This is a genomic window from Halolamina rubra (assembly GCF_000739555.1).
In the GTDB taxonomy this organism is placed as follows: domain Archaea; phylum Halobacteriota; class Halobacteria; order Halobacteriales; family Haloferacaceae; genus Halolamina; species Halolamina rubra.
This window is the reverse complement of record NZ_BBJN01000044.1, coordinates 1-12,077: the sequence shown is the minus strand read 5'-3', so window position 1 is coordinate 12,077 and position 12,077 is coordinate 1. Positions and strand designations below refer to the sequence as shown.

The 12,077-nt window shown below is 70.1% G+C and carries 11 protein-coding genes and 1 pseudogene; 4 read left to right on the top strand and 8 right to left on the bottom strand.

The window, feature by feature from the left end:
- On the top strand, positions 1 to 1,329 hold a 1,329-nt coding region (locus ACP95_RS11995; RefSeq protein ID WP_049981433.1), incomplete at its 5' end, for a bifunctional metallophosphatase/5'-nucleotidase.
- Between the two features lie 70 nt (positions 1,330 to 1,399).
- On the opposite strand, the gene ACP95_RS11990 is transcribed toward ACP95_RS11995, so the two are convergent.
- Complete coding sequence (locus tag ACP95_RS11990; protein ID WP_049981432.1) at positions 1,400 to 1,771, bottom strand: VanZ family protein; 372 nt, start codon at positions 1,769 to 1,771, stop codon at positions 1,400 to 1,402.
- Between the two features lie 77 nt (positions 1,772 to 1,848).
- Between ACP95_RS11990 and ACP95_RS11985 the strand changes: the two genes are divergently transcribed.
- The gene (locus ACP95_RS11985) at positions 1,849 to 2,250 is read left to right on the top strand and encodes a hypothetical protein (protein ID WP_049981431.1); all 402 of its coding nucleotides are present in this window, start codon (positions 1,849 to 1,851) and stop codon (positions 2,248 to 2,250) included.
- A gap of 50 nt (positions 2,251 to 2,300) precedes the next feature.
- The gene (locus ACP95_RS11980) at positions 2,301 to 4,133 is read left to right on the top strand and encodes a S9 family peptidase (RefSeq protein ID WP_049981430.1); all 1,833 of its coding nucleotides are present in this window, start codon (positions 2,301 to 2,303) and stop codon (positions 4,131 to 4,133) included.
- A 288-nt stretch (positions 4,134 to 4,421) separates the two neighbouring features.
- Here ACP95_RS11980 and ACP95_RS11975 read toward each other — a convergent pair whose 3' ends face one another.
- The 6 genes from ACP95_RS11975 to ACP95_RS11950 all read right to left on the bottom strand — a co-directional run bounded on the left by ACP95_RS11975 (position 4,422) and on the right by ACP95_RS11950 (position 8,692).
- Positions 4,422 to 5,552, bottom strand: coding sequence for a hypothetical protein (locus ACP95_RS11975; RefSeq protein ID WP_049981429.1), 1,131 nt, complete (start codon positions 5,550 to 5,552; stop codon positions 4,422 to 4,424).
- A 105-nt stretch (positions 5,553 to 5,657) separates the two neighbouring features.
- The gene (locus ACP95_RS11970; protein WP_082224676.1) at positions 5,658 to 6,089 is read right to left on the bottom strand and encodes a hypothetical protein; all 432 of its coding nucleotides are present in this window, start codon (positions 6,087 to 6,089) and stop codon (positions 5,658 to 5,660) included.
- A 109-nt stretch (positions 6,090 to 6,198) separates the two neighbouring features.
- Positions 6,199 to 6,999, bottom strand: a complete 801-nt coding sequence (locus tag ACP95_RS11965; RefSeq protein ID WP_049981428.1) for an aldo/keto reductase — start codon at positions 6,997 to 6,999, stop codon at positions 6,199 to 6,201.
- 74 nt (positions 7,000 to 7,073) lie between these two features.
- On the bottom strand, positions 7,074 to 7,850 hold the full coding sequence (locus ACP95_RS11960; protein ID WP_049981427.1) for a PHP domain-containing protein: 777 nt from the start codon (positions 7,848 to 7,850) through the stop codon (positions 7,074 to 7,076).
- Positions 7,850 to 8,158 carry a cupin domain-containing protein gene (locus ACP95_RS11955; protein WP_049981426.1) on the bottom strand — a complete coding sequence of 103 codons (309 nt, stop codon included), beginning with the start codon at positions 8,156 to 8,158 and terminating at the stop codon, positions 7,850 to 7,852. Before ACP95_RS11955 ends, ACP95_RS11960 begins: the two co-directional genes overlap by 1 nt.
- 60 nt (positions 8,159 to 8,218) lie before the next feature.
- A complete protein-coding gene (locus ACP95_RS11950; protein ID WP_049981425.1) occupies positions 8,219 to 8,692 on the bottom strand; it encodes an Lrp/AsnC family transcriptional regulator in 474 nt (157 codons plus the stop codon).
- 327 nt (positions 8,693 to 9,019) lie between these two features.
- Here ACP95_RS11950 and ACP95_RS11945 point away from each other — a divergent pair, with 327 nt between their 5' ends.
- Positions 9,020 to 11,185, top strand: coding sequence for a universal stress protein (locus tag ACP95_RS11945; protein ID WP_049981424.1), 2,166 nt, complete (start codon positions 9,020 to 9,022; stop codon positions 11,183 to 11,185).
- Between the two features lie 234 nt (positions 11,186 to 11,419).
- Here the strand turns inward: ACP95_RS11945 and ACP95_RS15880 are convergent.
- A pseudogene (locus tag ACP95_RS15880) lies at positions 11,420 to 12,077 on the bottom strand (hypothetical protein); the annotation flags it as partial.

Below are 12,077 nucleotides of genomic sequence, written 5' to 3'. Positions count from 1 at the left end.
GCGGAGGCGAAGCGGCTCAAGGAAGAGGCGGGCGTCGACGCCGTCGTCGCGCTCGCGCACACGGGGGTCCCCGACGCTGAGGCGCTCGCCGAGGCGGACGCGGACGACGACATCGACGTGATCGTCGTCGGCGACGACGAGCAGTTCTACCCGCCCGAGGAGATCGACGGGTCGATCGTCTCCGAGGCGCGGGCCCGAGCGGCCTACCTCAGCGAGATCGAACTGACGGTCGAAGGCGGAGAGGTGACCGGGTTCGACGGGCAGTTGATCGAGGTCACGGAGGAGATAAAGAAAGACCCCACCGCATCGAGCATCATCAACGACTACCGAGCAGACGTGGGGCTCGACGAAGTGATCGTAGAGACCGAGACCGCGCTCGACGCGACGTTCGGCTCGAACTACCACCGCGAGACCGGCTACGGCAACCTCGTCACCGACGCGATGCGCGAGCGGGCCGACGCCGACGTGGCGATCACGAACGCGGGCGGCATCCGCTCCGACTCGGTGTACGGCCCCGGCGAGATCACCGGGGGAGACATATTCAACACCCTCCCGTTCCCGAACACGCTCGTCACGCTGGAGCTAACGGGCGAGGAGCTCGTCGAGACGCTGGAGAGCCAGGTCGTCACGCTGGAGAGCGACACCGGGCAGAGTTTCGGCGAGGAGATCTCCCAGCAGGTCAGCGGCGTGCGCTTCGAGTGGGTGCCCCACGAGGGGGTCGACGAGCAGATCCGCGACGTGCGCGTCGGCGGCGAGCCGCTCGACCCCGACGAGAGCTACGCGGTCGCCGTCAACAGCTTCATCGCCAACGGCGGGAGCGGCTACCCGCTCGAAGACAAGCCCGTGATCGAGGCGACCGACGAGCTGCTCGTGACGCTCGTCGTCGACTACCTGCGGGAGCGCGAGAGCGTCGCCCCGACCGTCGAGGGCCGGATGCAGCGCGTCGACCGCGACCTGCCCGACGCGTCGATCACCGTCGACGGGAACGGCAAGGTCGTCGAGCAGTTCGACGCCCCCCAGGACGTCGAGTCGGTCGCCGGCGACACCGCCGCCGTCTGGTCGCCGGACGGGGCGGCCGTCGACGCGGAGCAGGTCGTCTTCGACGAGGACGAGGGGACGCTGGTCGTCCGCGCCGACGATGGCGCCCTCGCCGAGACGGTCGCGGACGCCGACGGCGGGGAGGAGGTCCAGTTCGACCTCTACGCGGAGTACGAGTCCGCTGAGTTCGACCACGTCTACTTCGAGCGCTCCCGGCTGAACGCCGACCTCGCGGCCGCCGTTCGACGCCGCGGCCGTGACCGTGTCAGCGGGCCGCCGGCGGGTAACTAATCCCGCCGGACACGGAGCGAAACGGCTTCGACGGGAGGCCCGACGCTGACGCGCACCGAACGGTCCGCAGTCACTCCCCGGTCGGGCCACTCGTCGAGTGAGGGCGACCGAACAGCCACCAGCCCGCGACGCCCAGCACGGCGCCGACGGCGTCGGCGACCAGGTCGAGCAGCGAGACCGCCCGCCCCGGGACCGGGCCTTGGAGCAGTTCCACGACGCCGCCGTAGCCGGTGACGAGGACGACGACGGCCAGCGTCGCGCCGAGCCGCCGGTCACGCAGCGCCCAGAGGCTCGTCCCCGCGAGGACGGCGTAGCCGACGACGTGGAGGAGCTTGTCGACGCCGACCGGGCCGATGGCGCCACCACCCCCACCGCCCGGGACGAGCGAGGCGACGAGGATGACGAGGGCGACGGCGACGGGGAGCCAGCGGCGAGCGCGCATACGCCAGCGTGGGCGGGCGGGCCCAAATCGGTTGCGTGGCAGTCGGCTTTATGTCGCCGGCAGCGGAACGCCCGGGCATGTCCCGCGCCGACTCCTCCACCGGCTTCCTCGCGGAGAACCGCAACCTGCTGCTCGCGGTCGCCGCAGGGGTGGTGATCTTCATGCTCCTGCTGGGCCTGCTCGGCTTCGGCGGCGCCATCGGCGTCGTCGGGTTCGCCGCCTACTCGATCGTCTGGCTGGCGGTGATCGCGTTCGTGCTGTGGCTGCTCTACCGCCTCGTCGTCGCCGTCGAGCGCATCGCCCACGCACAGCAGCGGATCGCCGCGGCGCAGAGCCCGCCGGGCGGCTCGGTGGAGATCACCGACGGACGCGACACGTCGACCGGAGCCGACGCGGGCACCGGGAACGACACCGACGACGCCAGTGAGGACGTCGGCGACGCCAGCGACACCGACGACGACGCCGGCGCCGACGCGTAGCTTTCACCGGAGTCACAGGAACTTTGCCCCGGCCCGCGCACTCGTGAACGATGAGCAGCGAATCCGCAGGCAAGAAACGGTTCACCCCCGAAGAGCTGGCGCGCCTCCCCGAGTTCCACCACCCCCGCGTGGGGCCGGACGGCGAACGGATCGCGTTCTACTACGACGGCACCGGCCGCAACGAGCTGTACGTCCAAGACGTCGAGACCGGCGAGCGTCGGCAGATAAGCGACGGCGAGGTCCCCCGGGCCGCCCGCTGGCCGATCGCGTGGGGCGCCGACGGCGACCGCGTGTTCTTCCACCTCGACGACGCCGGCGACGAGCAGAACGACATCTGGGCGCTGGGCCTCGACGGCGACGCCGAACCGGTCGTCGAGACGCCCGGCCAGGCGACGCTGCAGGACGTGGCCGACGACGGCCGGCTGCTGTACGGCAGCGACGAGGGGGAGCAGCTGAACCTCTACCTGTTCGACCCCGACACCGGCGCGTCCGAGCAGCTCACCGAGAACGACGAGCCGGTCCGGGCGGGCAGCTTCTCGCCCGACGGAGACCGGATCGCCTACGCCACCAACGAGACAGAGGCGATGGAGAACGAGGACGCGTACGTGCTGGATCTCGAGACCGGCGAGTCGCGCCGGCTCGACCTCGGCGAGACCGGCTCGCAGACGTACCCCGTCGACTGGCACCCCGACAGCGAGCGGCTGCTGGTCAGCGACGACGCCGAGGACCTCACCCACGCCGGCGTCTACGAGCTCGGCGCCGACGAGGTCCGGTGGCTGAGCGACGGCAGCGCCGAGGAATCCCCCGAAGCGTTCGGCCCCGACGGCGAGACGGCGTACGCGCTGCGCAGCGAGAACGCCGCGCGGACGCCGATCGTCTACGACCTCGACGGCGGCGACCCGGAGCCGCTCGAACTCCCCGAGGGCGTCGCCTCGCTGGCGGGCGGCGACCACTTCCTCGCCGACGGGCGACCCGTGTTCACCCAGACGACGCCGGACGCCCGGGGGTCGCTGCTGGCGTACGACGGCGGCGCGACCGAGACGCTGATCGAGCCCGACTACGGCGAGATCGACCCCGACGCGTTCGTCGACGCCGAGTACGTCACCTACGAGTCCCCGGACGGTCTCGAGATCGGCGCGCTGCTGTACGACGCGCGGGACCGGCCGGTCGGCAGCGCGGACGAGGTCACCCCGGGCGTCGTGAAGGTCCACGGCGGCCCACACGCCCAGTCGATGCAGTCGTTCGACCTCTACGCGCAGTTCCTCGTGAGCCAGGGGTACTCGGTGCTGCTGCCGAACTACCGCGGCTCGGTCGGTCGGGGGCGGGAGTTCCAGCAGTCGATCCTCGGCGACTGGGGCGGCGCCGAGCAGGCGGACGTCGCCGCCGGCGGGCGCTGGCTCGGCGACCGCGAGTTCGTCGACGCCGACCGGCTCGGCGTGTTCGGCGGCTCCTACGGCGGCTACTCGGCGTACTGCCAGCTCACGATGCATCCCGAGATCTGGACGACCGGCGTCGCCTGGATCGGCATCACCGACCTGGACCTGCTGTACGAGGAGTCGATGCCGCACTTCCAGGCGATGCTCGAACAGCAGCTGGGCGACCCCGAGGAGAACGCCGAGCTCTGGCGCGATCGCTCGCCGATCACCCACGTCGGGAACATGGAGGCACCGGTGTTCGTCGTCCACGGCGTCAACGACCCGCGCTGTCCGATCTCGCAGGCGCGGACGTTCCGCGACGCGCTACAGGATCGCGGCTGGGAGGCGGGCCCGGACGGCGACTTCGAGTACGAGGAGCTCGAGGCCGAGGGGCACGGCAGCTCCGACGTGGAGCAGAAAGTGCGGGCGTTCGGGCTGATCGGCGAGTTCCTCGAACGGCGGCTCTAACCAGCCACGGCGAGTGAGCGAGAGTGACCTCTGTGTCACCCTCACCGAACCCATGCCGTGGCTGTGTCTGACCAACCACGACGAGCCAGAGTGACCAGCGTGTCACGCTCAGCGAGCCCATGCCGTGGCTGTGTCTGACCAACCACGACGAGCCAGAGTGACCGGCGTGTCACGCTCATCGAACCCATGCCCTGGCTGTGTCTGACCGATTGCCGCGAGCGAGCAGCGATCGGCGACGACCGATCGCGCAGAGCCGATGCCGTTCGTGTGTAGGAGATCGCTGGCCGTTCAGTCGCTCTTCGAGCCGGTCTCCAACCGGTAGCTGACCCCGTCGTGAGCCCCACGGACGCCGGCGGCGACGATGGTGTACTCCCCCCGGGCCCGTTCCCGGTGGAGCGCGAACGACGACGGGTTCCCGTCACGGCCCACAGTCACGTAGACGGAATCGCCGGGTTCGAGTCGCTCACTCGTCGTGACTGTCCCGGTCGCGTCACCGTGGAGAGGCGAGCCCCAGACCGTCTCGTTGCTCACGGAGACGGTGAACGACGCGTTCGCCGGGAGAGCTGTCTCGCCGGCGTTCCGGATCTCGAGTGCGTGCCCGTTCTCGACCGTCGCGATCGAGAGGTGGGGGAGGTCGGCAACCCACGGCGGCGCCCCGGACCAGTCCACGTCGGTGTCGAGCGAGATCGAGCTCTCGAGGCGTTCGTTCGTGGCGTTGCTCGTGCCGACGAGGGACGTATCGACGTCGTACACGACGCCCTCGGGCGTGACAAGCACCGTCCCCTGGTACGCCTCGTAAATGGTCGTCCGGCTCGGCGAAACCTCGTCGGCCTTCAGCCGGACGAACGTCCGGTCACCGCGCTCGACGGTGCCGTTCACGCTGTAGTTCCCACCGACCAGGGCGGTCCGGAGGGTGGATCGCTTGCCGAACACGTCATCGTGCGTCCACGCGTCGACGCCGCCGGTGGCGTTCTGGAAGACGGAGAACCGCGTCTGGTCGTCGAAGGTGACCCGCGAGTAGCCGTGCGAGCCCGTCCAGTAGAACTGCTCCGTCGTCCGGTCGCCGTCGACCGTGCGGTTGAACGCGCTGTAGTACGGCGTCGAGTCCGCACCGTGTGCGTACCGGCGGACGCCGCTCTCGTTCGGCGCCGTCCACTCGTGGGTGAGCGCCATCGGTTGGGTCGCCGTCGCGGCGAAGTGCGCGTCGAGGAGTGCCGTGACGTTCGTGAGCGTTCCGTTCGCCGCGACGCCCGGCGGGTACTGGTCCACGGACGCGTCGGGCGCCCAACTCGCGGTCGGTGTCGCGGTGGCGGTACCGGTCGAACTGTCGGTGCGTGGCGTCACGCCGCTACAGCCGGCCGTGATCAGGAGGAGGGCGACGCAGACCGCGAGCGCCGCGTGTCGTTTCGGGGACCACATACGGGCACCAGACAGCAGGGAGTCGGATAAACAGCGGGGCCGATCGACTTGGTCGCCGGTCCCGTTCCCGAACCGCCGTCGCCGACGTGGCCGTCGTCGACGCCGCTACTCCCGACCCACAACCACTGCTGTCCGGATGTCCAGCGCGGCGTCGAACTCGCTGCCGCGGCGGGTCTCGGCGCCGATGCGGAGCAGTTGGCGCTCGTGGGCCTGCTGCACCGAGCGTTTCTCGACTGGCGACAGCGAGAGCACCGACGCCACGCCGTCCCAGTAGTCCGGCGGCACGAAGAACAGCTCCCGGCGCTCGTCGCTGTACGGCGACTCGAACCGGCGCCGGAGCGACTCCCGGGAGTCGATCAGGTGGGCGTCGACCCGGCCCAGCAGCTCCGGGAGCTCCCGCGGGGGGATCCCGTCGCCGTGAGCCACCTGCTGGAGCACCGTCGCGTCGAACGGCACCGCGTCGGCGTCGGGGACCGGCGTCGCCTCGGCGGGGTCCGGGGCGTCGTCCCAGCGGCCCGGCGTGTCCGAGGGCATCATCGGCCGACCACCGACGACCGGGGACGGTCGTCAGCGCGAGAACGGAGAGCCATCCAGGGGCGCATACACACCACTTGTGCGCTCTCGGGGATAAGGAACGCGGAGGTGGCTACTGGTTCCACGGCGCCGCGTCGAAGTCGACGATGCGGTGGCGCTCGTCGATATCGTCGACGGCGGCGAGCTCCTCGTCGGTCAGTTCGAGCTCCCGGGCGGCCCAGTTGTCCCGGATGTGCGCTTCGCTCGTCGCCTTCGGGATGGCGACGACGTTCTCCTTCGAGAGCAGCCACGCGAGGGTCACCTGCGCGGGCGAGGCGTCGTGGGCCGCGGCGATCTCCCGGATCGTCTCCACGTCAGCGACCTGGTTCCGCGCGATCGGGCTGTACGCGACCAGCGCGTAGTCGTGCTCGACGGCGTGAGCCCGCAGGTCGTCCTGGGGCAGCATCGGGTGGCACTCCACCTGGTGGGCCGCGAGCGGCGGGTCGAGGCGCTCGATCGCGGCGTCGAGCTGGTCGATACGGAAGTTCGACAGCCCCACGGCGTCGACGACGCCGTCGGCGTGCAGGTCGTTCAGCGCGTCGATCGTCCCCTCGGGGTCGTAGCTGTTGATCGGCCAGTGGACGTACAGCAGGTCGATGGTGTCGACGCCCAGCCGCTCGGCGCTCTCGCGGGCGGTCTCGACGGCGTCGTCGTACGCGAGGTTCTCGGTGGCGAGCTTCGTCGCGACGAAGACCTCCTCGCGGTCCACGTCGGCCGCGGCGAGCCCGTCGCCGACGGCCGCCTCGTTGCCGTAGCTCTGGGCGGTGTCGACGTGGCGGTAGCCGGCGTCGAGCGCGGTGCTGACGCTCTGCGCGCACTGTTCGGGGTCGTCGTTCTCGTACGTACCGAGGCCGAGTCGGGGGATCTCCTGCATACCCCAAGCGGGGGGGCGAGGGGGTGTCAACCCTGCGGTGGCGGAACCCCCGGGTCGACCGTGCTGGGCGTCGCCTACACGTCGATCGTCGTCGGCTCGATGCCGTACTCCTCGAGGTGGCTCTCGAGGGCGTCGATCCGGCCGCCGACCTCCTCGGGGTGGTGGGCGTCGCTGCCGACGACGAACTCGACGCCGTGGTCGAGCAGCGTCGTCAGGAGGTCCGGCGCGGGGTGGAACTCGCCGTAGTCGTCCAGCACGCGCCCGGCGTTGATCTCCGGGACGGTGTCGGAGTCGGCGAACGCGGCCGCGGCCTGCTCGTAATGTTCGACCGTCGAGTACCCCCGGAGCTCGGGCGTGCGCTCGATCAGGTCGGCGTGGGCCGCGATGTCGAACAGCTCGCTGTCGGCCAGGGCGGCGAGGTTGTCGTAGTAGCCGTCGACGACCGCGCGGCGCCCGTCGTCGTCGAGGCCGACGAAGTTCTCCGCCCACTGCACGTCGGCGCCGTCGACGGAGTGGACGCTGCCGACGGCGTAGTCGAAGCCGGCCGCCTCGAGGAACTCGGCGATGTCGGCCTCGCGGCCGGGGACGTAGTCCATCTCGACGGCGTCGAAGATCTCGATCTCCGTCTCGGTCCGGGCCCACTCGATCCCATCGCGGCGGCGGTGGTACGTCTCGTCGAGCGCGAAGCCGAGCCCGTCGAGGCGGCGCCGCGCGTCGCCCTCGGCGGTGACGTTGCAGTGGTCGGCGAAGCCGATCCCGTCGAGGCCGGCGGCCTCGGCGGCCCTGACCATCCCGGGGATGAAGTGGCCGTCCGAGTAGTTCGAGTGGGTGTGGTAGTCGAACCGGACCATCAGGGAAGTGGCGCGAGCGTCGCCGTGAACACGGCTGTGTCTTCGGTGTCGTTGCGGGCGCCGTGAGCGACGCCGCGCTCGTGGGCGACGACGCCGGGGGCGACGACGTCCTCCTCGTCGTCCTCCTGGATCACCGTGACCGTCCCGGCGAGCACGTGGAACACGTTGAGGCTCTCGGGGTGGTCGTGGCTGTCGAGCTCGGCGCCGGGGCCGAGGAAGAACGCCTTCACGAGCGCGGCGTCGTCGACGACCAGTTCGCGGGTCTCGATCTCTCCCGGTTCGGGAGTCACGTCGGGGAGTTCGTCCATACACCCCCTACGGCGCCCGGGGGAGAAAAGTCCGGCTACGCCGGCGGGGCGTGGGCGGGCCTACTCGGTGTCGTCGTCGAGAAACCCCTGGTACGGGCAGACGTACTCGTCGCGGATGATCTGCTCGTCGACGATCTCCAGCCCCAGCGCGTCGAGCTCCTCGCTGATCCGGTTGAGGTCGTCGTGGTCCCGCCCGATGGTGTTGACGTACACGTTGCGCTCGCCGGTCATGATCTCCCGGACGGCGGTCACGCCCTCGATCTGCTGGGCCGCCTGGGCGAGTTCGTCGCGGTCGGCGACGGGGGCGGTGCAGATGATCTTCGTGTACAGTGGGTAGCCCGCGAGGTCGTAGTCGATGTCGAGGTGGTAGCCGCGGATGATGCCGCTGTCCTCGAGCTTGTTGATCCGCGTCCGGACGGTGCTCGCCGACAGGCCCAGCTTCTCGGCGATCTCGCTGGAGGAGGTCCGACGGGCGTCCTGCTGGAGGTAGTAGAGGATGTGTCGGTCCACGTCGTCCAGCTCTCCCTGTTTCATCGCTAGCGAACGTCGGCGGGGTTCGACCTTATTCCTCCCGGTTCGGTGGGGGGAGGTGCCGTTCGCCGACCCGCAGCCATGCCCCCGGCGCCCACAGCGCTGTAGACGATTCGTTCGTTTGTCACGGTCGATTTTGACGTATCGTCATCTAAATCCGCTAGTTTATGGTGGTTCGGGGAGTAGCCACGAGTAACTGCCCGTTGACGACGGGCGACTCTCCCTCGCTATGAGTGGCATCCGACACGAACCGTCGACGACGGTAGCGACCCACAGCAGCGCCCTCCGGTCCGCCGACTGGCGGCGGCCAAGCGTCGAGGGGGGCGCGCGATGAAGGAGCTCGAACGGGACCTCGGCCTCCCGTCGGTGCTGGCGATCAGCATCGGCGCGATGATCGGGAGCGGCATCTTCATCCTGCCCGCGCTGGCGCTGGATATCGCCGGCCCCGCGGTCATCGTCGCCTACCTCCTCGCGGGCGTGCTCGTCGTGCCGGCGGCGCTGTCGAAGTCGGAGATGGCGACGGCGATGCCCGAGGCCGGCGGGACGTACATCTACATCGAGCGCGGGATGGGGCCGCTACTGGGCACCATCGCCGGCGTCGGCACGTGGTTCTCGCTCTCCTTCAAGGGCGCACTCGCGCTGGTCGGCGGCGTCCCGTACCTCCTGCTGCTGTTCGATCTCCCGATGAAGCCCGTCGCGCTGGGCCTGGCGACGGTACTGATCCTCGTCAACCTCCTCGGCGCCAAACAGACCGGTCGCCTGCAGGTCGCCATCGTCGTCGTGATGCTGGCGGCGCTGGGCTGGTTCGCCGCCGGGAGCGCCCCGAGCGTGCAGGGCGCCAACTACGCGAACTTCTTCGGCTACGGCGTCGGCGGGCTGCTGGAGGCGACCGGCCTGGTGTTCGTCTCCTACGCCGGCGTGACGAAGGTCGCCAGCATCGCCGAGGAGGTCGAGGACCCCGGCACGAACATCCCGCTGGGGATCCTGGGCTCGCTGACGTTCACGACGGTGCTCTACGTCGCCATCGTCGCCGTCCTCGTCGGCGTGACCGACCCCGGCGCCATCGCCGGCTCGGACACGCCCGTCGCCGAGGCGGCCGCGGTCACCCTCGGGGGCGCCGGCGTCGTCGCCGTCATCGCCGCCGCGATCCTGGCGCTGGTCTCGACGGCCAACGCCGGGATCCTCTCCTCCTCGCGCTACCCGTTCGCGATGAGCCGCGACCAGCTCGCGCCGCCGTCGCTGGCGACGGTCCACGAGCGGTTCGGGACGCCCGTCAACTCCATCACGCTCACCGGCGCCGTGCTGCTGGTGCTGATCGCGTTCGTGCCGATCATGGAGATCGCGAAGCTCGCCAGCGCGTTCCAGATCCTCGTGTTCGCGCTGATCAACCTCGCGGTCGTCGCGTTCCGCGAGGGCAGCGTCGAGTACGAGCCCGAGTTCACCTCGCCGCTGTACCCCTGGATCCAGATCTTCGGCACGATCAGCGGCGTCGGCCTGCTGACGCAGATGGGGGTGATCCCCCTCGTCGGCGCGCTCGTCATCACCGTCGCGAGCGTGCTCTGGTACCTGTTCTACGTTCGCTCGCGGGTCGACCGCGAGGGGGCCGCGACGGGCGCGATCCGCGAACAGGTCAGCGAGGAGGTGCTCACCGAGGTTGAGTCCGCGGGCGCGACCCACGAGGTGCTCGTCGCGCTCACCAAGCAGATGGACGTCCGCCGCGAGCAGGCGCTGATCTCGCTGGCGGCGAACCTGGTCCGGGAGGACGACGGCCAGGTGGTCGTCGTCCGGTTCGAGGAGGTGCCCGACCAGGCGCCGCTCACGGAGGCGGTGACCACACAGTCCGACGTGGATCGCTCCTTCGAGGCCCGGGTCGAGTCGCTCTCCGAGCGATTCGGCGTCGACGTGGAGGCCGACGAGATCGTGAGCCACGACACGAAACACGCCATCGTCAACTTCGCCGACCACCGCGGCGTCGACGCGATCGTCGCCGAACACGAGCCGCTGCGCCTGCGCTCGCGGCTGTTCGGCGACCCCATCGACTGGGTGGTGCGCCACGCGCCGTGTGACGTGCTGCTGGTGGACAGCTCCGACCCCCGCAGCCCCGAGGAGGTCGTGGTGCCGGGCGAGACCGGGCCGTTCCCGCCGTCGGCGGTGAACGTCGCCGAGGCGGTCGCCACGGCCCACGACAGCAGCGTCTCGCTGTGGTACCCGGCGTCGGAGACCGGCGACCAGCAGGCGTCGCTGGAGGAGTACCGCACGGAGCTCTCGACGATGCTCGACGTGCCGGTCGACGTGAAAGCCATCCCGACCGACCGGCGGCTGCCGGAGACGGATCTGCTGGTGCGACGGGGCGCCGACCACCGACTCCGCGGCGCGCTGTTCGACGCCGAGGAGAGACCGTTCACACAGGCCGCGGGGACGACGATCACCGTCTACCCCAAGAAGAGCCGTCGACCGCCGTTCGTCCGTCGACTGCTCGAACGGTTCCTGCTGTAGCTACCGGAGCGAGCGGTCGGAGAAGTGACGACGCCGGTGGAAGGCGTCGCACGGAACCGGTGCGCCACGGCGCGCGACTGGGACAGATCACCCCGGTGCCCCGCCTCTGACAAGAGGGCACCCCCAGTCGTCCGCGTCGCCGCCGTCACGCCGAAAAGCCGCCTCCTCCAGCCCACACGGGAGGATGGGCGGCTGGAAACCCACTGTGGAGAGCGTCGGCGGGGAAACTACCGCTTAGTTGTTGCCGTTACCGTTCCCCTCGCCGGGGTTCTCGTCGTCTTCGTCGTCATCGTCGTCTTCCTCGTCTTCCTCGTCTTCCTCGTCCTCTTCTTCCTCTTCGTCGTCATCGTCGTCGCTCTCGGACGCCTCGCCGTCGGCGTCGTCGCCGTCAGCGCCGTTGTTCGGCGCGTTGTCCGAGTTGCCCGGGGCGTCGCCGGAGTTGCCCGGCGACTCGTCGTCATCGTCGTCGCTGTTGCCCGGGGCCTCGTCGGCGTTGCCCGGCGCGTCGCCGGAGTTGCCCGGCGCGTCGTCGTCGCCGTTACCGAGCGACTCCTGGATCATCTGGCCGAGGTTGCCCTCCTGGTCGCCGCTGAGCCAGTTCTGGATGACCGCGAACACGTTCTTCGCGCGGTCGGAGGCGTTCTCGTCGGGGCCGGCGTCGTCCTCGTCCTCCTCGCGGACGAGCTCGCCGTCCTCGATCGTGTACTCGAGCTCGAGCGTGTCCTCGCCGGACGTGATCTCGATCTCGAGCTCCTCGGTCGCGTTCGTCTCGAAGCTGAGCGAGCCGTTCGCGTCGGTCGTGCCGACCTCCTCGCCGTTGGCGACGACCGTCGCGTTCTCGACGGCGCTGTCGTTCTTCGTGACCGTCAGGTCGACGGTGCCGTTGTCGTAG

What these genes read in the sequence shown, in the direction of transcription:
- ACP95_RS11990 (WP_049981432.1), bottom strand. Translation starts at nt 1,771, where the DNA reads ATGCGCGCTCGCCGCTGGCTCCCCGTCGCCGTCGCCCTCGTCATCCTC.
- ACP95_RS11985 (WP_049981431.1), top strand. Translation starts at nt 1,849, where the DNA reads ATGTCCCGCGCCGACTCCTCCACCGGCTTCCTCGCGGAGAACCGCAAC.
- ACP95_RS11980 (WP_049981430.1), top strand. Translation starts at nt 2,301, where the DNA reads ATGAGCAGCGAATCCGCAGGCAAGAAACGGTTCACCCCCGAAGAGCTG.
- ACP95_RS11975 (WP_049981429.1), bottom strand. Translation starts at nt 5,552, where the DNA reads ATGTGGTCCCCGAAACGACACGCGGCGCTCGCGGTCTGCGTCGCCCTC.
- ACP95_RS11970 (WP_082224676.1), bottom strand. Translation starts at nt 6,089, where the DNA reads ATGATGCCCTCGGACACGCCGGGCCGCTGGGACGACGCCCCGGACCCC.
- ACP95_RS11965 (WP_049981428.1), bottom strand. Translation starts at nt 6,999, where the DNA reads ATGCAGGAGATCCCCCGACTCGGCCTCGGTACGTACGAGAACGACGAC.
- ACP95_RS11960 (WP_049981427.1), bottom strand. Translation starts at nt 7,850, where the DNA reads ATGGTCCGGTTCGACTACCACACCCACTCGAACTACTCGGACGGCCAC.
- ACP95_RS11955 (WP_049981426.1), bottom strand. Translation starts at nt 8,158, where the DNA reads ATGGACGAACTCCCCGACGTGACTCCCGAACCGGGAGAGATCGAGACC.
- ACP95_RS11950 (WP_049981425.1), bottom strand. Translation starts at nt 8,692, where the DNA reads ATGAAACAGGGAGAGCTGGACGACGTGGACCGACACATCCTCTACTAC.
- ACP95_RS11945 (WP_049981424.1), top strand. Translation starts at nt 9,020, where the DNA reads ATGAAGGAGCTCGAACGGGACCTCGGCCTCCCGTCGGTGCTGGCGATC.